The sequence below is a fragment of the Mesorhizobium sp. SARCC-RB16n genome (assembly GCF_008520305.1).
Classification (GTDB): Bacteria; Pseudomonadota; Alphaproteobacteria; order Rhizobiales; family Rhizobiaceae; genus Mesorhizobium.
In genome coordinates, this window is record NZ_ML703254.1 from 91,920 (window position 1) to 116,246 (window position 24,327).

Annotated in this window: 22 protein-coding genes and 2 pseudogenes; 10 read left to right on the top strand and 14 right to left on the bottom strand. The window is 60.2% G+C overall.

The annotated features are described in order from the left end of the window. The first annotated feature begins 55 nt into the window (after positions 1 to 55). Complete coding sequence (locus tag C7I87_RS02550; protein ID WP_149902709.1) at positions 56 to 1,138, top strand: sensor histidine kinase; 1,083 nt, start codon at positions 56 to 58, stop codon at positions 1,136 to 1,138. Positions 1,139 to 1,261: 123 nt separating this feature from the next. On the opposite strand, the gene C7I87_RS02555 is transcribed toward C7I87_RS02550, so the two are convergent. The 4 genes from C7I87_RS02555 to C7I87_RS02575 all read right to left on the bottom strand — a co-directional run bounded on the left by C7I87_RS02555 (position 1,262) and on the right by C7I87_RS02575 (position 4,617). Then, a complete protein-coding gene (locus C7I87_RS02555) occupies positions 1,262 to 2,101 on the bottom strand; it encodes a DUF3618 domain-containing protein (RefSeq protein ID WP_149902710.1) in 840 nt (279 codons plus the stop codon). Continuing rightward, entirely contained in the window at positions 2,098 to 2,490 is a 393-nt protein-coding gene (locus C7I87_RS02560) for a phage holin family protein (protein ID WP_149902711.1), read from the bottom strand. Before C7I87_RS02560 ends, C7I87_RS02555 begins: the two co-directional genes overlap by 4 nt. After that, positions 2,487 to 3,098, bottom strand: coding sequence for a hypothetical protein (locus tag C7I87_RS02565; RefSeq protein ID WP_149902712.1), 612 nt, complete (start codon positions 3,096 to 3,098; stop codon positions 2,487 to 2,489). Before C7I87_RS02565 ends, C7I87_RS02560 begins: the two co-directional genes overlap by 4 nt. Positions 3,099 to 3,699: 601 nt before the next feature. Continuing rightward, positions 3,700 to 4,617 (bottom strand): glycoside hydrolase family protein, encoded by a 918-nt coding sequence (locus C7I87_RS02575; protein WP_188393700.1) that lies wholly within the window; start codon positions 4,615 to 4,617, stop codon positions 3,700 to 3,702. A gap of 356 nt (positions 4,618 to 4,973) precedes the next feature. On the opposite strand from C7I87_RS02575, the gene C7I87_RS02580 reads away from it, so the two are divergent. Continuing rightward, positions 4,974 to 6,146, top strand: a complete 1,173-nt coding sequence (locus C7I87_RS02580) for a glycosyltransferase (RefSeq protein ID WP_149902714.1) — start codon at positions 4,974 to 4,976, stop codon at positions 6,144 to 6,146. A gap of 2 nt (positions 6,147 to 6,148) precedes the next feature. Further along, positions 6,149 to 7,309, top strand: coding sequence for a UDP-galactopyranose mutase (gene glf / locus C7I87_RS02585; protein ID WP_149902715.1), 1,161 nt, complete (start codon positions 6,149 to 6,151; stop codon positions 7,307 to 7,309). Between the two features lie 86 nt (positions 7,310 to 7,395). Here the strand turns inward: glf and C7I87_RS02590 are convergent, their stop codons facing one another. Further along, positions 7,396 to 8,565, bottom strand: coding sequence for a glycoside hydrolase family 26 protein (locus C7I87_RS02590; RefSeq protein ID WP_149902716.1), 1,170 nt, complete (start codon positions 8,563 to 8,565; stop codon positions 7,396 to 7,398). Positions 8,566 to 8,875: 310 nt separating this feature from the next. Between C7I87_RS02590 and C7I87_RS02595 the strand changes: the two genes are divergently transcribed. Together C7I87_RS02595 and cyoD are read left to right on the top strand one after the other, a co-directional pair. Further along, positions 8,876 to 9,745 (top strand): MBL fold metallo-hydrolase, encoded by an 870-nt coding sequence (locus tag C7I87_RS02595; protein WP_149902717.1) that lies wholly within the window; start codon positions 8,876 to 8,878, stop codon positions 9,743 to 9,745. A 304-nt stretch (positions 9,746 to 10,049) separates the two neighbouring features. Further along, positions 10,050 to 10,451, top strand: a pseudogene (cyoD, locus tag C7I87_RS02600) (cytochrome o ubiquinol oxidase subunit IV). A 315-nt stretch (positions 10,452 to 10,766) separates the two neighbouring features. Here cyoD and C7I87_RS02605 read toward each other — a convergent pair. Beyond that, positions 10,767 to 14,108: a DEAD/DEAH box helicase gene (locus C7I87_RS02605; protein WP_188393701.1), complete on the bottom strand. Its 3,342-nt coding sequence runs from the start codon at positions 14,106 to 14,108 to the stop codon at positions 10,767 to 10,769. A gap of 336 nt (positions 14,109 to 14,444) precedes the next feature. On the opposite strand from C7I87_RS02605, the gene C7I87_RS02610 reads away from it, so the two are divergent. From C7I87_RS02610 to C7I87_RS02625, 4 genes are all read left to right on the top strand, one after another. After that, positions 14,445 to 15,179 (top strand): Crp/Fnr family transcriptional regulator, encoded by a 735-nt coding sequence (locus C7I87_RS02610; RefSeq protein ID WP_149902719.1) that lies wholly within the window; start codon positions 14,445 to 14,447, stop codon positions 15,177 to 15,179. An 18-nt stretch (positions 15,180 to 15,197) separates the two neighbouring features. Next, positions 15,198 to 15,434 (top strand): DUF6894 family protein, encoded by a 237-nt coding sequence (locus tag C7I87_RS02615; protein ID WP_149902720.1) that lies wholly within the window; start codon positions 15,198 to 15,200, stop codon positions 15,432 to 15,434. 343 nt (positions 15,435 to 15,777) lie between these two features. Next, a complete protein-coding gene (locus C7I87_RS02620) occupies positions 15,778 to 16,371 on the top strand; it encodes a sigma factor (RefSeq protein WP_149902721.1) in 594 nt (197 codons plus the stop codon). A gap of 193 nt (positions 16,372 to 16,564) precedes the next feature. Next, positions 16,565 to 16,819 (top strand): hypothetical protein, encoded by a 255-nt coding sequence (locus C7I87_RS02625; RefSeq protein WP_149902722.1) that lies wholly within the window; start codon positions 16,565 to 16,567, stop codon positions 16,817 to 16,819. A 17-nt stretch (positions 16,820 to 16,836) separates the two neighbouring features. On the opposite strand, the gene C7I87_RS02630 is transcribed toward C7I87_RS02625, so the two are convergent. From C7I87_RS02630 to C7I87_RS02645, 4 genes are all read right to left on the bottom strand, one after another. After that, positions 16,837 to 17,025, bottom strand: coding sequence for a hypothetical protein (locus C7I87_RS02630; protein WP_149902723.1), 189 nt, complete (start codon positions 17,023 to 17,025; stop codon positions 16,837 to 16,839). Positions 17,026 to 17,526: 501 nt separating this feature from the next. Further along, complete coding sequence (locus tag C7I87_RS02635; RefSeq protein WP_149902724.1) at positions 17,527 to 18,057, bottom strand: DUF1003 domain-containing protein; 531 nt, start codon at positions 18,055 to 18,057, stop codon at positions 17,527 to 17,529. A 29-nt stretch (positions 18,058 to 18,086) separates the two neighbouring features. Then, positions 18,087 to 19,058: an alpha/beta fold hydrolase gene (locus tag C7I87_RS02640; RefSeq protein WP_149902725.1), complete on the bottom strand. Its 972-nt coding sequence runs from the start codon at positions 19,056 to 19,058 to the stop codon at positions 18,087 to 18,089. 87 nt (positions 19,059 to 19,145) lie between these two features. After that, positions 19,146 to 20,093, bottom strand: coding sequence for an NAD(P)/FAD-dependent oxidoreductase (locus C7I87_RS02645; protein ID WP_149902726.1), 948 nt, complete (start codon positions 20,091 to 20,093; stop codon positions 19,146 to 19,148). A gap of 285 nt (positions 20,094 to 20,378) precedes the next feature. On the opposite strand from C7I87_RS02645, the pseudogene xth reads away from it, so the two are divergent. Next, positions 20,379 to 21,162, top strand: a pseudogene (gene xth / locus C7I87_RS02650) (exodeoxyribonuclease III). 132 nt (positions 21,163 to 21,294) lie between these two features. On the opposite strand, the gene C7I87_RS02655 reads toward xth, so the two are convergent. The 4 genes from C7I87_RS02655 to C7I87_RS02670 all read right to left on the bottom strand — a co-directional run bounded on the left by C7I87_RS02655 (position 21,295) and on the right by C7I87_RS02670 (position 24,035). Further along, positions 21,295 to 21,537 (bottom strand): hypothetical protein, encoded by a 243-nt coding sequence (locus C7I87_RS02655; RefSeq protein ID WP_149902727.1) that lies wholly within the window; start codon positions 21,535 to 21,537, stop codon positions 21,295 to 21,297. A gap of 338 nt (positions 21,538 to 21,875) precedes the next feature. Next, positions 21,876 to 22,334 carry an ArsR/SmtB family transcription factor gene (locus tag C7I87_RS36390; RefSeq protein ID WP_306440417.1) on the bottom strand — a complete coding sequence of 153 codons (459 nt, stop codon included), beginning with the start codon at positions 22,332 to 22,334 and terminating at the stop codon, positions 21,876 to 21,878. A 333-nt stretch (positions 22,335 to 22,667) separates the two neighbouring features. Beyond that, positions 22,668 to 23,270 carry a general stress protein gene (locus tag C7I87_RS02665; protein ID WP_149902729.1) on the bottom strand — a complete coding sequence of 201 codons (603 nt, stop codon included), beginning with the start codon at positions 23,268 to 23,270 and terminating at the stop codon, positions 22,668 to 22,670. A 21-nt stretch (positions 23,271 to 23,291) separates the two neighbouring features. Then, entirely contained in the window at positions 23,292 to 24,035 is a 744-nt protein-coding gene (locus C7I87_RS02670) for a DUF4142 domain-containing protein (protein WP_149902730.1), read from the bottom strand. Between the last annotated feature and the right edge of the window lie 292 nt (positions 24,036 to 24,327).

Below are 24,327 nucleotides of genomic sequence, written 5' to 3' on the forward strand. Positions count from 1 at the left end.
TCGCGCATCGCTTCACTGATATTGGTGCAGTCTAGAAAACGTCTGGACGCAGCATATGACATCGAATTCAGATAAGGCGGAAACGGTCGAGCAGCTGCTGGAAACGCCGGACCTTGCCAGCGCGCTGGAAAGCGAACAGTTCAAGAAGTTCCTCGACCAGGTGCCGATTGCAATCGCCGTCTCGGATCTCAGCGGACAGGAACGTGTCGTCTATGCCAATCCGGAGTTCGAGAAGCTGTCCGGCCTGAAGGCGGCCATGCTCGCCCAGAAGCATTGGGCGGCACTTTCCGGCATTGGCCTGCACCAGCAGAAGGACCGAGCGCTGTCCGGTGCGGTGGTCGACGAGACCGATTTCGTCGGTACGTTCCGGCTGGAGCGGGCCGAGGACAGCCCTGCCATCGTCGACGTCTATTCCAACGTCATCGAGAATGACAACGGCAAGGCGTGCTTCCGGCTGGTGGCATTGGTCGACGTCTCGGCCCATGGCGAGACCGAAGATGCGCGCTCGATCGAAGAGCGCGTCCGCGAGAAGGACACGCTGTTGCGGGAATTGCAGCACCGGGTGAAGAACAATCTGCAGATGATCACTGCCCTGATCCGCCTTGAAACGCGCAATGCGACCGAACCGGACCGCAAGCGCTTCGAAAGACTGGCCGGCCGCGTCGACGCCCTGGCCATTCTTTATCAGACGCTGTCGGGCGAGGAGCACAAGGAGGAAGTCGATCTCGGCGTGTATCTCAGCCAGATCGCGTCCGCCGTAATGGCCTCGCATGCTGTCGAGGGCATTCGCCTCGACATGAAGGTTGATACCTACCCGGTTTCGGTCAACGTTGCCATGCCTGCTGGCCTGGTGGTCAACGAACTGCTGACCAACGCGCTAAAACATGCATTTCGCGGGCGTGACAGCGGCACGATCACCCTGCACAGCGTCGTTAACGGCGATGGCTGCCGCGTCGTCGTCGCCGATGACGGAATCGGGTTGCCGGAAGGCGAGAGCTGGCCCAAGCAGGGCAAGCTCGGCGCGCTCATCGCGCAATCGCTGACAGAGAACGCCAAGGCTGAGTTCGACGTGACTTCCAGCGCTGACGCGGGCACCCGGGTCACCATCGTGTTCAAGCGTTCTGCCGCGGCAGCGTAGATTGGATTGCAACCGAAATGGTTCGTCTGCTCCCGCCTTGAGCTTAGTCCGCGTGCCTTGAGCCGTGGCAAGGTTGCGCCGACGTTCCGCTCGCGCCGATGGCTGCGGGTGGGGCCCAGACACCTACGATTTTCGCTCTGAAGGAGGCGAAAACCGTTCACGTACGGACTGCTCCGTCGTGTCGGCCGCGGACTTGACCATGTCACCAATTTGGTCGGCAACGGTTCCTGTTCTTGTGTCTTGTCGCCCGGCTTCCTGCTTGATCGTGTCGTAGGCTTCTGCGGCAACCTGCTTGGCCTGGTCGAGGCCTTGCTCGAGCATGGTCTCCGACGTGTTGCGAAGCTTCTCGCCATAGGCACCCAGTTGCTCATCCTCCATTGCGGTGTGGGGCAGCATCGCACCGATCGCGGCGCCGATGGCGAGACCGACTGCTGCAACGGCCAAAGGCTGATCATTCAATAACTCCTGTGCCGAGCGGCTGGCTTTCGCAGCCATGTCGCTAGCCGTCGATCCTGCACCAGCGGCATTGCTCGTCAGTCCTTCTGCGGCGCCCTTTGCCGCGCTCGATAGGGCGCTTCCAACGCTGCTTGCGGCTGACGAGACCGATCCAGCAGCGTCGGAGATCGTGCCGCTCAAGCCCCTGCCCTCCGCCTCGTCACGCCCAACGGGCCGAGTAGGCGCGGCGTAACCGGCGGGGCCGCGGCTGCCGTTCGACGGACCACTGCCCAGCATCAGCCACGCCAGACCGGCGCCCACCATGGTCACGGGCAGAGGATTGTCCCTGACCTGCGTTCTCAGATTGTTGAGCATGGCCGAACTCTCTCCTCCGGAGAAGATGCCGGTGAATTCGTCCAGCAATTGTCCCGGTGTCATCTTGCCTCGAATGGATTCGGCGGTTTCCACCACCCTGGCGCGCGCGGCCTCCGCCTCGCGTTCAAGTTCGGCTGCGGATTTCTCGGTCATCTCACTTGTTCCTTGATCACATTCGCGTCGCGCCTGAGCTGTTCCTGCGTCCGGTCGGGAGTAAGTTCGGAAGGCGCCATGCTCGCCGTCCCGGTGCGAAGCAGGATGACGCCAACAATTGCCACCACCACGCCGACCAGCAGGGAGGACCACCCGGCGCCCAGCCCTGCCCGAGTTAATGCGATGACCAGGGCTTGGAGCAGCACGATCAGAGCCGCCAGCAGGCAGATTGCTCCGCCCAGCACCTCGGCGGCGCCAGCTCCCGTCTTGGCAAGCTTTTCTGAAAGCTCCGCCCGCAGAAGCCTGGCTTCAGTTTGCACGAGCGTAGTGACGTTTTGGGCCAAGTCGGTCACCAGGGTCGCGAGGCTGGGATTGTCCTGAGTGTTCATCTGTCTTGCTCCGCATGCTGCGTGGCCAGATCGTCATCGGTGCGGTCATATCCTCGGGACCCGTCCGTCGACCCATCAGCGGATCGAACGGTCTGCGAGTTGGCTTCTCCCGAGGCATTCCGAGATGCTTCGGGGCTTATCGGAGGGGAGGCTTTGATGAACCGTCCAAGCGCCAATCCGGCCAATACGGAGCCGGCAAGCAGGACACCGGGGTTTTGCCGGCCAAAGGACTGCACATCCTCTAGCACCTGGCCGAACGGTTTTTGTTTCAATGAAGAGGAAAGCCGCTCCAGGCCACCAGCGGCGTCCAAGGCAAATTTCGATGCTGTCCTTTCATCATGGTTGGCCAGATGATCGCTGGCCGCGCGCAGCGCCCCGCCCAACGCCGCCAAGCTCGATCCGATATCGCGCTGCGCCTCCTCCGCCTTGTCGGACATGACCTGCGTGGCTTCTGTCGCGTAACCGCCAGCCCTGCGGGTCAGTTCGTCGCGAGCATCGTGAAGCAACTCGCTCGCTCGCTCTTTTTCCCGGCCAAGTCTATCGGAAACATCACTTGTCGCCTTGTCGAAATCAGCGGGTTTACGGCCCTGGCCGTCATTACGTTGCATGGGTCACCTAGTGAAAACCGAGGAAGGAGAGGACCGCGAGCACGACAACGACGAGGCCGATAAGGTAGATGACACTGTTCATGGCACGTTCCTCCGTGGCCTTCCAACTTCGAGGGACCAGTGATGTTCCATGGACAACGAGCTTTCTGCGATCCAGGGGAATGAGGGAGAACTCGACTGGGACATCGCACGAGGAGTCCCGCGGCGCCGTTCCTGAATGGCGAGCCAGTTCTCCAGCACAACTGCCGATCGCCATCTCTTCGCCCCGCCTTTTGGACGTGATCGATAGCTGTGCGATCGCAAGGTTGCTATTCGTTCGACGTCCTGCCGCATCTGCGCCAGGCTCCTTCGGCGGGGCCCGTCCTGATCGGCGAGCAGCCGCGTTCAAGTACAGGCGACACAAAGCGAACCGGCCGAGTTCGGCCGCCCCTGCTTGGAACGAGGTTTTATGGGTGATTGACAGTTTGAACCCGGCCGCCTCGGCCCGAGCGCATTCAGCCTGAGCAGCCGATTAATTTAGACCCGCATCATCGTGCTCACGGACGCAACACGGCGAAGGCCCTGGCCGGCTGAGCGCTGTTGGCGCTAAATTGGCAGGGGATCATGCTACCTTGGAAAACAGAGCGACGTCACATCTGGCCAAGCCGTAGCGCCACCGATGATCGGTCGCGGCAACCCGGCTTTGGTAGAACAGTGAAAGTTGGCTGCCTTCTATCATGACAGTCGAATGGCCATTCTCTCCGGGTTGGCCTGGTTCGAGCACCGGGCCGATCGACACGTAAGGTCCAGCGACGTCGTCCGCGATGGCGAAAAACACGCGCTGACGGTTCCCACGAAGGCCGTTTGGGAGAAAGCAAGTGGCGTTCAGAAGTACGCGGCCATCTGGTAACTCGACGAGCTGCGCACCCTCTATGCCCCATTCATAGTCGGGATCCTCTCTCGTATTGTGATGAGGAACATCAGCATGATCGAGGATCTTGCCTATCCGCTTCCACGGACCGAACCACGAGTCGGACTGGCTGCGTGCGAGATAGATGTCGGGCTGTGGCACCCTGTTGAATTTTGGCATGGCAGAGTAAGCGAGATAGCGCTTGCCGCCGATGACCGCGGGGTGCGGATCGTAGATGCCATCCTCCTCGGTGTCGGGGATGGCGAGAATGGCCGGGGTGAGAACCACCCAATGGAAGCCGTCGTTGGAAACCGCATGCTCGCAACGGCCACCGGATTTCATGAACTCGGTCTGGATGAACATGTGGAAGACGCCACTTTCGTGGATGACGCCCGGAGCCGCGACCCCCGTCCCGTTGATAGGAAGCTCGATCGCTTCGTGCTCGGTCCAAGGCCCATAAAGGTCGGGTGCCGTCGCGTGCAGGATCCTCCACGTCTCGGTCGTTACCGTCCCGCTTGAACCGAAGACATGCCACAGCCTTCCATCGAAGACGGGGCATGGGTCCTTGAGGTCATCCACGATCTGCGGATGAAACAGCGGAAACACGTTCGTATCGAATTCGATCTTCATGTCAGTCCCGGGATTTGCCCTTGCCCTCGGATCGATCAGTGATGCAGGCGAATCAAGTTGATGTCCTGGACAGCTTATAGCCAGCGAGTTCAACACAAATACGGCGAAGGCGGTTGTCCACCAGCAAACCCTGATCGGGAAGGCGTCCGATGACCAGACACCCGCGGCACCATTGTGCCCGCGCGCCATCGCTTGCGTCCGTCCATCCAAGCAGCGACGGAAGCTCTTTGTTTCACCTTGGAACAACTCACCTGCACGAAAGTTAGGAGCTGAAACCGAAGTGTAGTTTCCCCTCATCCACGATTAACAAATGTTAGTCGCAACACAAACGACCGTCTATAAAAAGGAATATCTCAATGGAAGCAGCCTTGAGCAGGGCAACCGCCAGTAAAAATACTGGCAGGCAAAATCTTCTGGTTTGCTTCTCCCATTTAAGATGGAATTTTGTTCATCAGCGCCCGCAGCATATCCTCACACTGGCGTCCGTGAAGCAGAGAGTTGTCTACTTTGAAGAACCCCTTTTCGAAGAACTTCCACAGCCGCTGATGCGGAAGAGCGAGGCCTCGCCAAACATTCTGATTGTGACACCAGTGCTCCCGCTCGGCACGTCGGCCGCCAAAGCAGATGCCGTGCAGCGGAGATTTGTCCAGCAGACAATCGCTTCTATGCCGCACACCCGGCTTATTGCTTGGTATTACACGCCGATGGCTCTTCGCTTCACTGAGTACCTTGAGCCCGACATATGTGTCTATGATTGCATGGACGAGCTCTCCGCGTTCAAGAACGCGCCGCCCGAACTCGGCCAGATGGAAAGGGCGCTTCTGCGCCGCGCCGATCTCGTTTTCACAGGCGGCCTAAGCCTGTTCGAGAACAAACGTCATCTGCATCATGCGATCTTTCCCTTCCCGAGCAGCATCGATGTGAACCACTTTCACAAGGCAAGAAAGCCGGGCAAAGACCCAGCCGATCAGGCCGGAATTCCTCACCCGAGGATAGGATATTTCGGCGTCATCGACGAACGGCTGGATGTCGATCTTGTGGCTCAAGCGGCGGAGACCATGCCGGACCTGCATTTCGTGATGCTCGGCCCGGTGATCAAGATCGACCCTGCAGACCTGCCCCAGGCCGAAAATCTTCACTGGCTGGGCGGGAAAGCCTACCGCGATCTGCCCGACTACCTGCGCCATTGGGATGCGGGCTGGATGCCGTTCGCACTCAATGAAGCGACCCGGTTCATCAGCCCTACCAAGACGCCGGAGTTCCTGGCAGCGGGCCTGCCGGTGATCTCGACGGCGATCGTCGATGTGGTGCGCAGCTACGGCGCTGCTGGGCTGGTGGAAATCGCGGACAGCGACGATCTGGAAACCAAGCTCCGCTCGGCTCTTTCGCGACCGCGTCAGATGCTCCAGCAAGAAGTCGACGCCTATCTTGCGAACATGTCCTGGGAGCGAACATGGAATGCCATGGCGGCTCACATCGAGCGCGCCCATGAGCGCAAGAAGGTCGTCCCTCTTCGCAGGAGCGCATAACCATGTTCGATTGGCTGGTGGTGGGAGCGGGTTTTGCCGGCAGCGTGCTTGCCGAAAGAATAGGCTCGCAGCGTCACGAGAGCGTTCTGCTGGTCGATCGCCGCGGCCATGTCGGCGGCAACGCGTACGATTGTTACAACGAAGCCGGCATCCTCATCCACCGCTACGGTCCGCATATCTTTCACACCAACAGCCAAGCGATCGTGGACTATCTGTCGCAATTCACCGAGTGGCGGTCATACGAGCACAGGGTGTTGGCGGCGGTGGACGGGAAACTGGTTCCCATCCCGATCAATCTCGACACGATCAACCGCCTTTACGGGATGGACCTGACCTCGGCACAGCTGGAGGATTTCTTCGCGTCGCGACGCGAGACTGTGGAGGACGTTCGCACGGCCGAGGACGTCGTTGTCAGCACCGTCGGACGTGAGCTCTATGAGAAATTTTTCCGTGGCTACACAAGGAAGCAATGGGGCGTCGATCCCAGCCAATTGAGCAAATCGGTGACAGCACGAGTGCCGACCAGGACCAACCGCGACGACCGCTATTTCAGCGACAGCTTCCAGAAAATGCCGGCCGGCGGATACACAAGGATGTTCGAACGCATGCTCGATCATCCGAACATCAAGATCATGCTGCAGACCGATTTCCGAGAAATTCGTGAGAAGATTCCGTTCAGGCGCATGATCTATACCGGCCCAATCGATGAATATTTCGGGTGGCAGCTCGGGCACCTTCCCTATCGCTCGCTGCGTTTCGAGCACGTTACACTCGACTGCGAGCAGTTTCAGCCGGTCGCCGTCGTCAATTATCCGCAGACGCAGGATTACACTCGCATCACGGAATACAAACATCTCACCGGCCAGCAGAACTCGCGGACCAGCCTGACCTACGAATATCCTACTGATATCGGGGATCCGTACTACCCGGTGCCGCGAGCCGAAAACGAAGCGCTTTACAAGCGCTATGAAGCACTCTCCGCAACCTGTCCGGACGTGTGGTTCGTCGGCCGCCTGGCGACATACCGCTACTACAACATGGATCAGGTGGTCGGACAGGCTCTGGCAACTTTCGCTCGCATTCAAAAAAGTCTTCCGGAATGGGCAAGCCCGGGCAAGATGTTGGCGGACTTGGCGGTAAACTCCCCTGCACACGGGGGCTAAAGTGGCTGGGAACCCGCAGAGAACTCATCCAACACCGCAAGGCGGCGCCATGACAGGCGCCCTCCCCGTGGTGTTGCCGGCCGCCTTCAGCGCGTCGGGCTCGGCTCGAACAGATATTGCTGACGGACCAGTTCGTCCGCGATTGGCTGGCGCAGACGCCGCGTGCCATCGGCCTGGATGACCGAAAACAGCCCCACCTCCGCATGTCGGGAGTTATCCCACCCGGGATAGGCGGTTATCGGGTACAGGCAAATACCCTCGACCGGCGCTTCGAAGCTCATCGCCGCACGCACCTCGTCGCAGACGTAGTGGAGCCAAGCCGGCCCGCCGGATCCCTCCGAGCCGGTCTCGGCGATGAACAGCGGCTTGCCATATCGATGAGCGACCTCGATCACCATTTCCGACAGAGCACGGTACTCGTGGTGGCCCATCGGGATGGTCGGACCATTTATGTACCATTGATTGTGCGGATAGAAATTCAGGCCAACGGCGTCGACAACATCTTCGCTCCCGCCCAACTCCTGTTCAACGCGGCCCAGCAACATGTCGTAAGCCTCGAACTGTCCCAGTCGGGCGTTTTCGGCCCGGCGCCGTTCGCCGCGGGTCCGGTCGCGAGGAGCGATATGGATGAGCGGCTCGGCCCAGACAAATCTGCATGCTGGGTCGACGTCCCGCATTGCACGAACACCCGCGATGGCAGCCTTGACGAGATGCCGCTTGAACCATCCCCGTTTGTTCGGCCCCACGCGCGGAAAATAGCCAACCTCAACAGCCCAGGCAAAGAAGGAGATCTCGTTGATTGGACACAACAGAGGCGATGTTCCGGTAATCGAGCGGTGCACCCTCACGGCTTCCGCCGCGAACGAGGCATAGGCGTCGATGAAATGGATCGACCCTTGATCGATGTGGTCCGGGGATCCGTAGTGGAAGATGTCCCAGATGACCTGGACACCTGCCGTTTGGGCTGCCTCGACCATAGGCGCCCAACTTGACCAATCATAGGTTCCGGGAGCGGTTTCGATCAGGTGCCAGCGCAGCCCGTCGCGGATGGTGCGAAGGCCAAGTTCGGCACAGCCGCGGTAGTCGCCCAAGGCATGCAAATTATGCGAGGTCGCACGAATAAGGTCGAGGCGAACGCCGTCCTTGCGCCGGTGCGAGGAGCACTCAAAGCCTGCCATGAAAAAACTGGCAAAGCGCGAAGCTCCGGCACCCGAAGCATCCACCTCCTGCCCATCCCTGCATCCCGCCTCGTTCATTCGAAGTCTCCTTTGGACAGTCGGCTTCGCACTGGGCCGCCTTGCTCGGAACGGGAATCGGCTGCCGAATGGCGCATCCGATCGGCCAAGCCGTATCCCATTGCTCAGTTCAGCAAAAACCTCTCGTCCCCGCGCGCAGGTAGAGCCAAACCGATTGATCCAGGCTTTGTTCCGGTGGTCGACCGTCCGGGAGCTGAGTGGCGGATGGCGAAATCAGGAACAAGGTGGGCCGAACCAAGTTCGGGGCCAAGTAGCGCCGGCATCGCTTAATTCGACCGGCTCGTCGGCAACAACAGAGGCACGGGATCATATGACCGTTCAAATTCGACTTACCGATATCGACCATGCCCGGCGCGAGGATCGTGGCGACGGCGCCTGGAGCATCGCACCAGATCTGGGCTATTTGCGGCTGGCAATCGTCAATGTCGTGTTCTTCGGCGCACCGGGTAGCGGAGACCGGAAGTGGGTGCTGATCGATACAGGTTTGCCGACATCCCGGAGCAGCATCCTTGCGGTCGCGGAAAAGCGCTTTGCGACGGACGCGCGGCCGGCCGCGATAATCTTGACGCACGGCCATTTCGACCACGTGGGAACGGTTCTGGACCTTGCGAAAATATGGGATGTGCCTGTCTTCGCACACCCACTCGAGCGCCCCTATCTGGACGGAACCGCGTCCTATCCGCCACCGGACCCCTGGGTGGGGGGTGGACTGATGGCATTGCTTTCACCGCTCTTTCCACGCGGGCCGATCGATCTTGGCAACCACTTGGTATCCTTGCCTGCCGACGGATCGATCCCCGGGATGCCCGGATGGCAATGGTTGCACACGCCAGGACACGCCCCCGGCCATATCTCGCTGTGGCGGGAGGAAGACCGGTTGCTGATCGTGGGGGACGCCTTCATCACCACGGGTCAGGAGTCGGTGTATGAAGTCGCCGTTCAGGATCTCGAGATGCACGGTCCGCCACGCTATTTCACGCCCGACTGGGATGCGGCGGAACGATCCGTGAAGCGCCTGGCCGCACTGAAGCCGCAGATGGTCATCAGCGGACACGGCGCGGCGGCTGCGGGCGTGGGCATGCGCCAAGCTCTCGACAGCCTGGCCGATCGGTTCAGGGAGTTCGCCGTGCCGCCGAAAATGAAATTCGTGCGCGAGCCAGCGACGGTCCCCAACAGCTGAGCCTATCGGGGCCGCATCGCTCTACTGCTTCGAACATCCGCCGGTATTGAACTGGCTTCGCCGCTCGAAACCGGTCAAGACGGAGCGCCGGCGGAACAAGCGTTTGGAGGCCTCAGTTAGGGCACTCATTGGGAGGCCGGCGACGCCCCTCTGCATCAGAGGAGCAGAGCGCGAGAAGGAAGCGGCGTACGGCCTATTGAGATGCCGCGCAACAGTCCGACGCGCTTCGTTGCCGCCTTTTCAGCACGCTCTTCGGCTTCGCGCTGATCTCGCGCACCCTGGTCTAGCTGCTAGGAGCATCGCCATGACCGACATCGAGAGCGAGATGCAGGACCGCCGCGATTCAGCACCGGGCGAGGAACGCACAACCGAGCACGAAATTGCGGGGGGCCTTTCGGGCTACCTGCTCGGCTTCGGCTTGGCCATCCTACTGACGGTTGCGTCGTTCCTGGCGGCTCAGTACAGTCTGATCTACCAGCCAGCGGTAATTTCGGCCCTGGTGGTGCTCGCTGTCGCATAGATGGGCGTGCATCTTGTCTTCTTCCTGCACCTGACGACCGGGCCGGACAACACCAACAACGTCCTTGCCCTTGCCTTCGGCGTGTTGATCGTGGCGCTGGTGGTTTTGGGCTCAGTCTGGATCATGGCCCATCTGGATCAGAACATGGCAACCATGACGGCCCATCAAGCCGGAGTGATGCCTTGAGCGAACTGCGGGCGCGCGCCCCGGCGCGCCCGCAGTTGAATCCGTTCGCCTCGTGGAAGCCGCCAACCTTATTAGGAAAGAGCGCGATGCGTTTCAGCCGGAACATTGGTTTCGGCAGCAAGTTCGAACGCCATCGAAACAACAGGCACGCAGTAGATGGGCGCCAAGATCAATCACTTCGTGAAGGATATCCTTGTGGAGGTCTCTGAAATGCTTCCGGCCGGGACTCAAAGAGAAAAGACGTCAACTGACACACTACCCATCGAGGCGCCGAACTTTCCCCATGATCTGGAACCGGTGATCCGAGCGACCCCATCATCCTTGGCGCCGGCTCGGCTGGGCCGCACGCAAGGCGCCGAGCACCGAGCGGACGGCATCGACGTCTGAGCCGCGGGGCTGGGTCGCTGACCTGAAAATCAACCGACCGTGGCGGAACTCGAATCTCGGTGCGTTCTCGAAGCGCCATTCCGATGCCACCGATTTCTTACGGAAGGTGATCGCGATGGCTTCGGGTCCCACATCGATCTTGCTGACGCCCAGTTCCGCCGCGACTATGCGCAACCTACTGAGTTCCAGCAAATCCGCGACTTCGCCGGGCATATCTCCAAACCGGTCCTCGAGCTCTTCGCCGAATGCGTCGACATCCGCCTCGGAGGTCATGCGAGACAGCCTGGCATAAAGACCGACACGCACCGTGGGCTCGCTAACGTAGCTTTCAGGAAAGGCCCCATTTCCCGTGCCGTTGATGTCGGCAAGCTGCTTGTCGGGATCGGCCGTTCCCCCTGCTAACGAGACCGCCCGCTCCAGCAAATGCTGATAGAGATCCGTTCCGATCAGCTTCATGTGCCCGGCTTGATCTTCGCCGAAGAGGTCTCCTGCCCCGCGCAGGTCGAGGTCCCTTTGGCTGATCGCCAGTCCGGAGCCAAGTCGATCGAGCGCAATCATGGTTGAAAGTCGAGCTTTTGTGCCTTCGGCCAGTTCGACGCCAGGCTCGGTCAGAAGAAAGGCAATGGCCTGCACCGCTCCCCTTCCGACCCGACCGCGAAGCTGGTGCAACTGCGCCAGACCGAATCTGTCCGCCCGCCAGATCACAATGGTGTTGGCGCGGGGTACGTCGAGGCCGCTCTCGATGATGTCTGTGCTCAACAGGACGTCGCCGTCGCCGTCACCGAATCCCACCATGATCTCGTCCAGCTGTTTCCCTTTCATTTCGCCATGCGCCGTCACAACCGCGAGTTCCGGCACCAGTCTGTCTAGCTGCTCGCCAACCGGATATATGTCCTCGATGCGAGGAACCACCACGAAGCTCTGCCCGCCCCGGCGAAATTCGCGCAAAAGGGCGGCTCTTACCGAAGCTGGATGGAAAGGCGCCAGGATCGTGCGGACGGGACGTCTTTTGGCGGGGGGAGAGTTGAGCACACTGACCTCCTGGACACCCGACATCACCGATTGCAGCGTCCGGGGTATCGGCGTGGCGCTCATGCTCAGTGTATGAAGGCGGGGCGCCATGTTCCGCAGCGCCCGCTTAAACTTGACGCCGAACCGGTGCTCTTCGTCTATCACCAGCAGTCCGAGATTGGCGAAGCTGACGCTTTTGGCCGCCAGGGCCTGGGTACCCACAACCACCGCGACCTGACCGCTCCGCAGCCGCTCTTTGACCGTTCTCGCCTCCGCCACTCCGATCATTCTTGAAAGGTGGGCGACCTCGAGGCCAGTTTCCGCAAACCGGCGGCTGAACGTCTCATGGTGCTGCCGTGCCAGCACTGTTGTCGGCGCTATGACCGCAACCTGCTTTCCGCAGAGGGCGGCGGCGGCGGCGGCACGCAGGGCCACCTCAGTCTTGCCGAAGCCGACGTCGCCGCAGACAAGCCGGTTCATTGTTCTTCCGGACGACAAGTCGTCGAGCACGTCGCGGATGGCGGCAGCCTGGTCGGGAGTCTCAGTATAGGGAAATTTCGCGGCAAACCGCGCCAGGTCCGAGCGGGAGGGTTTCATGATCTCGGCTGGCTGGCTGGATCTGGCTTTGGCAAGGCCCACCAGGCGCCTGGCTAGCCTGTCGATCTCGCGCAGCGCAGCCTTGCGTCGGCTGAGCCACCCGTCGCTGTTCAAGCGATCGAGCGGCACGGCATCGGGTTCCGAGCCGTAGCGCCATATCCGCCCAAATTCATCGACCGGAACCAGCAACGACGCCCCGTCATGATATTCTAGCCTGACGATATCCCGTTGCTGGCCGGCCAAATCGACCTGTTCGACCGCCGCCAAGACAGCCAGGCCATGATCCTCATGCGCGACGACATCGCCAATGCGCAACTCGGGTTCGAGCAGGCTGGTGGCCGCGCTGCCATTTGCCTTCAAGGCAGGACCAAATAGGTCGGTCGCGGTCACGACCGCGATCCAGGATTGCTCGTCGACAAACCCGTCATCGAGAACGATTTCGGCCTTGAGAAGAGAGCCCCTTGCGGCCGAACGGATTTGCGGCCAGTCCGCCGCGGCTTCCATCCGCCGACCAAGCTTCCGATCGAGCAGAAGATCCGCTCGCTTCAGTTCAGGAGCCTCTCCCGTGAACACCACACTGACGCCAGACCTTGTCTGCCTTTCCACAAACTCGGCGAATTGATCTCGGGATCGCACTTGCTGATAGAATTTGGGAACTCGGGTGGCGGAAACAGTAGGACTTGTTCTGCAGCGTTTACGAACTGCAGCGTCCCATTCCTCACGCGACAGGTAAAATTGTTCCGGCAAGCGTTTTGCTGGCCCGGCAACCTCCTGCCTGCCGCGATGTGCGTCTTCGATCAGGTCCAGGAACCGGTCGAGCGGCGGGCCTTCGAGCCCTTCTGGCAAGGAGACCGAGGCGCTGGATGCAAGATCGAAGAACGATGGCATACTGCCATACAAGGCGACAAGGCGTTCTTCCATCGAGGTCGCGCGCACGGCCGCCAACTCGGGATGGTTCCCCGTTTCAAAGATCAGTTCGGACGCGGGTCCAACCGTGATTGACTCACGCGATTGTTCGCTAAGCTGGCTGACCGGGTCGTATGTCCTGAGTTCTCGGATACAGCTATCCGGACCGAGGACAACACGAACCGGATGGTCGGCCCCGGCAGGGAAGATATCCATGAGATCGCCCCGAAAGGCTATCTCTCCGGGTTCATCGACTCTCTCATCGACACCGTATCCAACCGCCTCGGCTCTCGTTCGGAAATCATCCGGGTCGAACTTTTGTCCGGGCTCCAGAATTGTGAAGCCGCTGGCAACGACTGATGCAGGGGGCACCCGCTGCAGAGTTGTCTCGATCGACAGAACCACGACGCGCGGACGTTGGGGCTGGATTGCGATCTCCCTCAACGCGAGGAGCCTTTTCCCCATATTGGCGCGTGTCGGCCATACCCTGTCGTAGGGCAGGCAGTCCCAGGTGGGCAGGAAGATGATCTCCGCGCCCGGCAGAAACTGACGCAGAGCTCCAGCGATATCTTCAGCACTTCGTTCCGAGGCGGCTATGTGAACAATGTATTTGTTCGGATTGTCCTCCAGCGAGTCGGCCAGAGCCGCCGCGATTGCCGCAGAAGGCGAGACGCCCTGTTCTCTCGGAAGATCTCTGTCATTCGACGGGTGGTCGGTCTGCTCGATAATTTTCGTCCGCGAAATAGGTCTGTTCACTGAAATCTCACCTTGCACCAGCGGGGAACGTGCGCGGAGCAACCCTGTTCCTGTGGTGTGCGCTAAAGTGCTCAGGCTAATGCATCTCGCCCGGAAGGGTCCTCGGTTGCGGGATGACGACATGCATAAAATCAGAAGCTTACAGCAGGTCGGGCGAATCCTATTCGCCGCGACATGCTGTAGTGGCCCCGCCTGCCCTCGGCGGCCGAGTCTGGCGCTCTTAGGACTTGAATCTCGTAGCGCCCAATTACGACGGCAGCCAATTCGGATCCCTTCACCGCTGGAACTTTTGGCGCGAATAAAAGTTCGGTACGCAACACCAGCTAGGTAGCCGTTTTGCCCCCCACCTCATCCTCGGATACACTTATCCGTAAGCTTCAGACCATCTCGGATATTCGAGAGGCTGATATCGCGGTTTTGAAGACCATACCGATTCAGGAGAAGGATTTTTCGGCCAGCCACGACCTGGTGCGTGAGGGCGACCGTCCCGTTTACTCGTTTGTCGTTCTGGATGGTTTGGTCGGTTCGACCAAATACACCGGCGATGGAAAGCGACAGATCACATCCTTCTTCGTCGCCGGGGACATTCCGGATCTGCATGGGCTGCATCTGTCGGTCATGGATTGTAATTTCTCGACCCTGACGCCAGCCCGAATGGGGTTCATGCGACACGACGTTCTACGCAACCTTTGCTACCAGCACCCTCGCATCGCTACCGCGTTCTGGCGGTCGACGCTGATCGACGCCGCAATATACAGGGAGTGGGTCACCAATGTTGGAAGACGTGAGGCCTATACCCGCATGGCTCACATTTTGTGCGAACTCATATTTCGCTTGAAATCGGTCGGACGCATTCAGGATCACGTCGCGGATATTCCCATAACGCAGGCAGCACTTGGCGACGCGTTGGGTCTGTCAACGGTCCACGTCAACCGGACGCTTCAGGAACTACGACGTGAAGGCCTCATCGCCACCACGGGGTCGAGAGTGCATGCAATCGACTGGCCGGGCCTCACTCACGCAGGAGACTTCGACACGACCTACCTGCACCAAGGGAACCCCGCAGCTTAGCGGTGACGGAAGCTCTCGATGGCACGTTTTTTCTTCGACAGCGGCGATCGCGATTTGGTTTTGCAGGATGAGATAGGTGTCGAATGCGCTGGCATCGAAGAGGTGCGACGTGCCGGATTCGAGGGCCTTGTCGATCTCACGAGAGACGCACTGAAAAGCGTCGACGGGCAGCAATTGTTCGTCGAGGTGCGTGATGAAAATGGCGACAAGATCCTGCGGTTGAGCCTCTCACTTCAGATCAGATCGTTGAGATAGATTCAAACGCCGATTTCGCTCCAGCCGACTGCAGCGTCGATGCGAAGAAAGTTGCTTCAGCGCGGCGCCCGCACCTCCGTTTGGCCAACGCGCCTGTCATCGGACGGCAGGGAGACGACACATCTCATCCTGTGACACCGTGTGATGCCTCGGGTGAACTTGGGTCTGGAAGTGGGTCGATCGTTTCAAGCAGGCGGATGCTTTAATCTATGTAAGTGCGCCAAACCGGCGACCTGATTAGTTGGATCGGTGCCGGGGGAGACACATCCGTCGGTTGTGGTCCCTTCACTGCGCCAGATCAGACCGACGGGAAGAGGGCCCACCTCTCGGAAGGATCGGTGTGATGGCTGAACACCGTCGCAAGCTCAACATATCGGGTCACGCTCTTGCGGAGCCGACACAGTCCCCTACCCCTCCTGGCAGTTCATCGCCACTAGCTCTTGGGGAACAGACGAGTCTGGTCGACCTTGTTCCGGCATTGCGGGCGTTCGCACGCTCGCTCTGCGGCAGCATCGACGAAGCTGACGACCTTGTCCGAGAAACGCTGATCAAAGCGATTGCGGGCCTCGAGGGCCTTGATGGAAGCCGAGTGAGGCCCTGGATCTTCGCAACCATGCGCAGGGTTTCTTTGGCCAGGCATGGAGGCGCGGCCCCTCAACCTCACGCGTCGTTTGGCTGCCTGTCGGAATCCTCTGCGACCAGCACCCCGGCCTATATGCAAGCCGGTCCAAAGATAGCTTGTGCCATTGACCGCCTGCCTGGCCCGGAGCGCGAGGCCACAGTTCTGGTTTGCATGCTCGGACTGTCGCATGAAGACGCCGCCGACATCTGCGATTGCGACACGGCCACGATCAAAGCCCGGATACGTGATGCAAGGACAAGTATGGCTGTCCTGTTGGGTGCCGAGACGAGCGCCGCGCCGGAGAAACCGAATTGAGGGGGCAACTGTGGTGTTTCAAGCCGGCTTCTTGGCAGTTTTTCATATGTCGGCAAATTAGGGAAAGCAGTCACGCAACCGTCCATCACTGGTGCAGGTAGCCGGTAGCTCGACCGCTGCGGTTTGTTATGCATGACGGGGAACCATGATGGAGCCGCCAAGTTCGACCCACGGATAAGCGCGAGTTCTCAACATGGAAGAAATCGGCAAGACGCAACAGAAGGCCATTGCCCGTCTCATACCTGAGTGGATTTCATCGGACGCCAGCCGTCGCCAGCTTCGCCAGTTGCTGGATCTGCCGACTGATGCGGACATGCCCCGCCAGCATCGGTCATTGCTTGACGAACTTGACCGCAGGCTCGACGAGCTTGCCTGCACGAAGACAAATCCGACAGGCACCCTATCGGGACGTGTATATTCCAGGACGGTCACGAGGCGGAAGCTCTGAAGACGGAAGACTAGTCGTCACCTTCCCAGCGGTTGTCGGGAAAGCTGTTCAAGTTCGTTCTCGTCCGTGATCCCGGCTTGATAATAAGCCAAGATGCGCGATGCGCGCTGTTCTCGCTCAGTTTCGGTCTCGTTTTTGAGATTGCTGCGTGCAAGGACGCGGCTCAGTACGGCAAGTTCTGATGGTATGAAGGCATCTCTATGCATCGCATCTCAACTCCCGCGCCATCCGCTTCGGAAGGGGCCGAGGCGGCCTGAAGCTGCAGATCCCAGCCTCGGGGCCGGAGAGCAAGGATTGTACAACAAGCATTGTCCGGCGCGCCCTAACGCTGGACAGGAAAGAATGTTCCGCAGGTCTTCGTAGAACGAAGCACAAGGCCAGATCGAACGGAGTAAGCTGCCCTGGTGAACAAGTCCGAGCCAAGCTCCGATCCGTAGATGGACGTTCCAGACCTTGGTGCGCGTTTAAACGTTGAGAAACCGGGGTGATGATCCTGTTGCTGCCAAGCACTGCGCCACCGCAACTTCGCGGCGGAGTCATGAAGGCCCGCCTCGACAAAGCCGAGACGGGCCGAAGCTGCTTGACAGCCTCCAGGCCAGACACGAGGGAGGAATGCAGGCCTGCAACCGAACCTTGAATTGCAGCGAATGTTCCTGGGGCTTAAGGAACACTCTTTGCGGCGGCCCGACGGGGCATCGTCTTTTAGCTCAAGGTTTCTCCCTATCCCCAGAAGCTTGCTGGATCTGCGTCATCACCTGACGGGGATCGACGTTCTCGGCCAGTTGCGACAGTTCCTCGTCGGCCGGTGTCGAGACGTCCAATCGCTCTGTCAAAGCAGCCACCATTTCGATGAGCCGCGTGGTTTCGTGCTCATTGAGAAGGCTGATCTGCAAATCCAGCTCCGCTCGGCGCTCGCTGTGTTCAGACATTCTGTTCTGATTGATGAGCACGAAAGTGGACAGGAAGATTGCCTCGACCGAGGCGGCCATGGCCAGGATGACGAAGGTCGGATCCCAAGCTGGGACGGCGGGAATGGCGCCAAGGTTTGCAACAATCCAGGCGACAAGAATTGCAAGGTGCAAATAGACAAAGGTCATGCTTCCCGCAAAGCGCGAAATCGCGCCTGCAATTCGCACCTGAAGGCCTTCATGCTCCTCCTGTTGTCGCCTGTGGTCGACCAGCGCCTGGATGTTCTGGTGAAGCACCGACTGCATGTCGGCTGAAGGTTGATCGGCCATATCAAAAGCCCGGATGTACCCGTCACTCGCTAAGTCGCGGCCGGCGGCCCCAAGGAGTGCCGCCCTGCAATCGTGTGCACCATGGCGACCACCGCCTGCGGAGCAGTCTGGTGAACCATATGGCCGGCGCCCGGAACCACTTCGAGGAGAGAGCCATCGACCTCCGCGTGCAGACGTCGTGCCTCCCCTTCCGCGTCGAACAGCTGGTCTTCAGATCCCGCGAGGATGCCGGTCGGCACGGCAATGTGCCCATAGCTGGCCTTCGTCAACAGGGCCGCAGCCAGCATCGAGGCCGACTCCGAACAAACCGCGCGCAGTTGGGAAGGGCGGCTGGCGATATCTTTTGCGACAGCGGCGAAGTCGGCCGCGACAGCCGCCGGATGAAAGATTTTCTGCATCGCCCAAGGCCAGGCAAACCTCACAAGCAGCGGCAGCAAGGTGTGGCGAAACGCGGTGCCGACGACCGGCAGAGCCGGAAGCGAGGCCAGCGCAAGATCGAGCCGGGGCGGCGGATAGTAATAGCCGGAGACCAGCACGATGCCGGCAATCGAAGGAGAATGCCTGCGCGCCAGTTCGAGGCCGATCCAAGCGCCCCACGAATGTCCAAGGACGAGATATTTCTCTATCCCCAGCCTGCCGGCGGCGGCATGTATAAGGTCGGCTTGCTCGCCAGCAGACCATCGCCTGCCGCGCGACCGTGAGCTTCGCCCGAAGCCCGGCCGATCAAATGCGAGTACATGGTGGGTCTTTGCCAGCTGATCGAAGATGCCGCTCGACTTGAAATCCTGCGCCATGGATCCGTTGCCATGCAGCAGAATGAGCGGCATGCCGGTGCCGGCTTCGATAAAATGAAGGCACAGGCCGTCAATCTCCATCACACGCCCATGTGCCGGGCCGGCAAGCGCCCGTTTGGCGCGAACGTGATTGTATCCGGCAAGTGCCGACAATGCGGCGACAATCAGAACGGTCGAGAGCTTCGGTCCATCCCTGTCGAACGCCATACCAATGCCTGTCAGGAACTGTCTTGTTCGGGTGCCGCCGACCCAACCTTCGGAGTGGCAGCTTGTTCCGCTAGGCAAAGATAATGCTTATAACCGGTTCAACCGGCTCGGAAGGGTAAGCTTTCCATGCGCGTTGGACGCGGCGATGGCAGCCTGTCCAAACGCGACGGCTATCTGGTTCAGCGCTTTTACAACGTCACCCATGGCGTACATGCCGTGGACGGAAGTCTGCTGGTGCTCACCGACTGTGACGTAGCCCTCCTCGCAACATCTCGCACCGACGGCCAGGGCGAGTTGGGAGCGCACCTTGCACCCCAATGCCGCGTAGACTGCATCGAAGCGGCATTTCGCTCCATCTTTCAAAATCGCCAGACAACCGTCCGCAGCCGGGCTCAGCCTGGCGAGAGTGTCACGAATGACTATCCCTCTTTCGCCAGCCGCACGGCGCGTGCTGGTTGAGAAGTCCGATGCCAGGGTTCCCAGTATCGTTACGCGTGATGTGAATCGAGTGAGGAAAACGGCCTCTTGGAAGGCTCTGTCACCTTGCCCGACGACCGCTATATTCCGGTCGATCACTTCATATCCGTCGCAGACCGGGCAAAGCCGGACAACACCTGCAGCAAGTGCCTCCCGCAGGCGAGGCAAGACGGGCGCCGTGTCGACAATTCCGGTGGCCAGGAAGACCTTGCGTGCGCGGATTGCCCCGATCGAGGTCTCAGCATCAAAGCCTCGGTCGCTGAGGGTCAGAGAAAAGACTTCACCCCGCATCAGGGTCGCTCCGTACAAGCTCGCGTGGCGTCGAAGCCGATCCAAAAGATCGGGACCACTTATCCCTTCGGGAAAGCCCGGACAGTTATGGCTGGTTGCGATCAGGGCGGCACGGGGATCGCCGGCATCGATCACCAGCACGCGATGGCGAAAACGGGCAAGATACTGAGCCGCGGTCAGCCCTGCCGGCCCGCCTCCGACGATCAGGACATCTTCGGCCTCCGCTGCCGGTCGACTGTGGTGGCTTTCACCTCTGGCTGGACGCATCAGGTGCGAACTGTTTGGTTCGTCCGATGTTCCAGTGCGGCCCGCGGACAGACCAAATTTGTACGGTTGCCTTCAGCCACCACCAAAAGACCTTCGACCCCGTTGTCTGTCACAGCTGTCTTTGCCCGGCGTCGAAACCTTCTTCGCTGTTGACGGTTAATTCTCATAGGCAAGATCAGTCCCCGACGACGGAGGGACGGGCCGCAGGCAATGCCGTGCAACACGGGCATTGCTGAGTTCGCCAACGGAGAGCGCCATCATGAACAGGTCGGATCAAAGCCGCAGATGATCCGGATCGCGACCTTCAATGTGAACGGTGTCAACGGTCGATTGCCGGTTCTGCTCAAATGGCTGGGTGAAACGCATTACGACATCGTTTGCCTTCAGGAATTGAAGACCTCGGACGAAAAGTTTCCAGCCGATGCCATCAGGAACGCCGGCTACGGAGCGATATGGCACGGGCAGAAGTCGTACAACGGCGTAGCCATTCTCGCTCGGGGCAGGCAGCCGCATGAACGCCGGCGCGGGTTGCCCGGTGACGCCGATGACACGCATAGCCGTTACATCGAGGCGGAGATCGACGGCATCGTCGTCGGTTGTCTGTATCTGCCCAACGGCAACCCGGCGCCTGGTCCCAAGTTCGACTACAAGCTCCGCTGGTTCGAGCGGCTGATCGATTACGGACGGCTCCTGATCAAGGAAACGCCCGCCAGCGTCCTCTGCGGCGACTATAACGTCGTGCCCGCGCCGATCGATGCCGCGATTCCGGCACGATGGCTGGGTGATGCCGTCTACTTCCCAGAGAGCCGGCGAGCTTACGCAGACATGCTTGCCGAGGGCTGGCTGGACGCCGTCAGGCTGATCCATCCCGAACGAGGCGTCTTACTGGCATTTTTCCTATCGTGGCGGTTACGACCGCAGCTCCGGCCTTCGGATGGATCATCTGCTCGTGAGCCCATCACTCATCAGCAGGCTGGGCGGGGCGGGCGTGGACGTACCGTTACGAGGATGGACCAAGCCAAGCGACCATGCGCCGGTCTGGATCGAACTTGACTGGCCCGCGAGCTGAGGAATCTGGACTTCAGCCCGCCCGCATGACGCCAGCCTCGTCTACTTCTTTGAACCGTGCCGAAACCTCCGACGTGGCGATCAGGCACCCGTTTCGAAAGGCTCGCGATGCTGCGCATCTGACCGTCCCAAGTCAGGCGGCGTTGCTGGCTTCCGTTTTCCAATCGCGCTGCCAACGCGCGCGCACGGCAATCATCAACATGGCGGATTCCATCATTCCGGTCTGGAAAAGCCTGATCAGCTCGCTGGCGATAGATTGGGCCGCCGCCGTTTCCGGCAGAATGGCAAACTCCTGGCAAATCGCGTCGAAAACCGTGCGAAGTGTCGCTAGATCATTCGGGTAGAGGGCATCGGTGCGAATGGGGCGGTCCAGCATCAAGCGTCTCCAAACAAGCGAGAGTGACGGTCTCCCGAGCAGCGGAACTCGTGCCCGCTGACCTCGCGCTTATGCGGCACCGCGCAACAGGTGTCGCTAACCTATGATGTACCGAGGGCAAATTTGTTGCACAAAAAGTCCAGTTTCGCATAGCCAACGTCGGCCGGCGCTGCGCGCCCCAAGGGCTGAAACTTCCTTAGTCAGCACGGGGAGCGCCGAAACGGGCAAGTGTCGCGCCTGCGAACGCGTTTGGTGGACGCAACAACACGATTGCAAATAGAATGATGCGCATGCAACGCCTCGTCGTGTGCCGCCCGGAGCCTGCTGGGAGTGTTCGATCATCCGGGGCGCCAGGAAGACGACCCGCTTCCCGATCTGAGCCCAGACCGCGATTTGCGGATCGGAAGTTTGTCGTTCTCAGCAAGGTCGCTGAGCAAGCGAACGACCGTTTTCGAGTGTTCCAACGTACAGGCATAATACCGCCATTTGGCTTCCGTGCGGTATTGGACGATCCCCAGTTTGGCCATACCGCTCAAATGCCGGGATAGGGCAGTCCGATTCCCGCCCACCAGAGAGACCAGGTCCGACACCGTTCTCTCACCTTCCATTAGTTGAATTACAATTAGCAACCGCTTGCTGAAGCCCATGGCTGCAAATAGCTTCGAAGCATCGGATAGCTGCCTTCGCGAAGGCCGGCCCTTAGATCGCGGGCGGCCGCGAAGGGCAGGACCTGCTTTGATTTCAGCGAGTCGCTGTCTCAGGTAAGTACTCAAGCCCGCCTCTCGGTATTCAGCCAAACGAAAAGCCCGCCGCTAAGGGTGGCGGGCTCTAAGTGAAAGCTGCTCGAACAACTCTCGGGCGCCTCCTAACAGGTAGCGTCGAGAGGCGCTCACCTGAACTTGGATGGCCTCAATACGTTCCACCGGTGATGCAAAAAACGCCGGACGGCGACGCTGGCACCTTCCGACCGAGCCTTTGACGATCAGCAAGCCGATTCACTGCCCAGAAGCCACACGGTGGCTTGCTGGGTAGGACTTATCCGAGCATTCCAATTAGCGATCTGGTCGATGCTTTGTAGGCCTCGTCCGCCACGCTTGTCGGAGTGTGGCGGCTAGGGGCGGGACTCGCTTTCAAGGCCGGTTGATTGAGCGGCCGCCGTCGCGATCCACGTCCCCCGGCACGTATTCGCCTGCATTGGCATCGAAGCCGGTCCAGCCGTCGGCCTCGTACATCCTGCGGCGTTCAGTCAGGTCGACCGATCGGGACTGGCCCAAAATCTCCTCGGCATTCGGGACGAGTTCGTCCTCCACCTTGGCCGTCACCAAGGTGCCGCCGCGGCGTACACCTTCCGCATAGACGTGTGCATCGCGCTCGGGCACGCCCGACTCCGTCAGAGCGCCGATGATACCGCCGGCCGCTCCACCGGCCACGGCACCAGCAACCGCCCCTGCGGCGGTGGCGGCGAGCCAACCGGCCGCGACCACCGGGCCGACACCGGGGATGGCCATCACGCCCAGTCCCGTGAGCAAGCCTCCGGCGCCGCCGATCACGGCTCCGATTCCCGCACCGCTGCCCGCGTCTTCGGCGGCCTCGGAATGGTTTGCGTCATACCAGTCATCCGAGTTGTTGGCGACGATGCTGATATTGGCACGTGGGACGCCCGTCGCCTCGAGCTCGCCGACCGCATCGGCCGCGTCGTCATAATTGTCGAACAGTCCGGTTACCGTCTTCATGTGATTTCTCCTGATCCATGCTCACTTGCTCGAGGCAACGACGTTGCCCTGGTAGTCGACCCCGACGTTGAGGTTTTCGCCTCCCTTGGCCGCCTGGCCACGCCAAATGCCCTGATCGTCCTTGGTAAGCTTCGACACGTTTGAATACCCCGCACCCTCGATCCGGCTCTTGGCCTGGGCTTCGGTGAAGCTGTTTGCGCCTGGCACGAGAGCGGCGGCATTGGGAGTATTGTCGGTCTTCACCGCCGGCGTTGTCGCCCCGGTGACGCCATCTTGCCCGGCGGCGATCTTTTCGATCGTCTGCTGGTGCATCTTCAAAGTACCGACCGTTTGCTGGGCGAAAGTCTTGAGCGCCGCGTTGTCACCTCCGCTGGCATAATCCTCAAACAGCTTGACGGCGTCGTCATGCGCCTTGCGCTGCATGTCGACATAGGCTGGATCGATCGGCGCCTGCGCGTTCTTGAGTTTGTCCAGGTCCGCTTGGTGCTGGGCGTCGAGCGCTGTCGGTACTTTCAATTTCTGTTGGCCGGCGACCGTTTCCAGCTTGGCGTTGGCCGCGCCGTGGTCACGGATCATCATCTGGGCAAAATCCTTGATGCGCTGGTCCTGGACCTTGTCAAGCGCAACCTGGCTAGACTCGACTTCGAACTTGCCGCCGACAGCGGCCTTGTCGACAAAGTCCTGGGCGCTGTCGGCAGCAAAGGCTGGCATTGCGAGAACAATCGAAGCAGCAGCGAGGGATGCAAGAAGATGTCGTGTTTTCATGGGCTTTGTCCTTGTCAGTGAGCGAATCCGCGCTCCCCTAACAAGCCAGGATGCGCTTTGTTCCGCTCGTGACGACGGGCCAGGCAGTGGCAAAAACCGTCGTGATGGCGCCTGGTTCCAGGCGCTGCTATTCGCCAGCCCTCTGGAACAAATCGACGATCGCCGAGTTGGAGGATCTGCGCGCTTCGTCCTCGTTGGGCAGGCTTTGTAGAGCAACAGGGCAGGTTGTAGGGGTACGTGCGTAAAGGCCAATTCAGAAAGCCGATCGTCATTCAGCTTGGCCGCATAGATC

Bases quoted from the DNA above. Each gene is read 5' to 3' on its own strand.
- C7I87_RS02565 (WP_149902712.1), bottom strand. From the start codon at position 3,098: ATGCAACGTAATGACGGCCAGGGCCGTAAACCCGCTGATTTCGACAAG.
- C7I87_RS02640 (WP_149902725.1), bottom strand. From the start codon at position 19,058: ATGGCGTTCGACAGGGATGGACCGAAGCTCTCGACCGTTCTGATTGTC.
- C7I87_RS02615 (WP_149902720.1), top strand. From the start codon at position 15,198: ATGGCACGTTTTTTCTTCGACAGCGGCGATCGCGATTTGGTTTTGCAG.
- C7I87_RS02655 (WP_149902727.1), bottom strand. From the start codon at position 21,537: ATGCTGGACCGCCCCATTCGCACCGATGCCCTCTACCCGAATGATCTA.
- C7I87_RS02580 (WP_149902714.1), top strand. From the start codon at position 4,974: ATGGAAGCAGCCTTGAGCAGGGCAACCGCCAGTAAAAATACTGGCAGG.
- C7I87_RS02670 (WP_149902730.1), bottom strand. From the start codon at position 24,035: ATGAAAACACGACATCTTCTTGCATCCCTCGCTGCTGCTTCGATTGTT.
- C7I87_RS02625 (WP_149902722.1), top strand. From the start codon at position 16,565: ATGGAAGAAATCGGCAAGACGCAACAGAAGGCCATTGCCCGTCTCATA.
- glf (WP_149902715.1), top strand. From the start codon at position 6,149: ATGTTCGATTGGCTGGTGGTGGGAGCGGGTTTTGCCGGCAGCGTGCTT.
- C7I87_RS02595 (WP_149902717.1), top strand. From the start codon at position 8,876: ATGACCGTTCAAATTCGACTTACCGATATCGACCATGCCCGGCGCGAG.
- C7I87_RS02630 (WP_149902723.1), bottom strand. From the start codon at position 17,025: ATGCATAGAGATGCCTTCATACCATCAGAACTTGCCGTACTGAGCCGC.
- C7I87_RS02590 (WP_149902716.1), bottom strand. From the start codon at position 8,565: ATGAACGAGGCGGGATGCAGGGATGGGCAGGAGGTGGATGCTTCGGGT.
- C7I87_RS02560 (WP_149902711.1), bottom strand. From the start codon at position 2,490: ATGAACACTCAGGACAATCCCAGCCTCGCGACCCTGGTGACCGACTTG.
- C7I87_RS02665 (WP_149902729.1), bottom strand. From the start codon at position 23,270: ATGAAGACGGTAACCGGACTGTTCGACAATTATGACGACGCGGCCGAT.
- C7I87_RS02635 (WP_149902724.1), bottom strand. From the start codon at position 18,057: ATGGCCGATCAACCTTCAGCCGACATGCAGTCGGTGCTTCACCAGAAC.
- C7I87_RS02620 (WP_149902721.1), top strand. From the start codon at position 15,778: ATGGCTGAACACCGTCGCAAGCTCAACATATCGGGTCACGCTCTTGCG.
- C7I87_RS02575 (WP_188393700.1), bottom strand. From the start codon at position 4,617: ATGAAGATCGAATTCGATACGAACGTGTTTCCGCTGTTTCATCCGCAG.
- C7I87_RS02645 (WP_149902726.1), bottom strand. From the start codon at position 20,093: ATGCGTCCAGCCAGAGGTGAAAGCCACCACAGTCGACCGGCAGCGGAG.
- C7I87_RS02550 (WP_149902709.1), top strand. From the start codon at position 56: ATGACATCGAATTCAGATAAGGCGGAAACGGTCGAGCAGCTGCTGGAA.
- C7I87_RS02555 (WP_149902710.1), bottom strand. From the start codon at position 2,101: ATGACCGAGAAATCCGCAGCCGAACTTGAACGCGAGGCGGAGGCCGCG.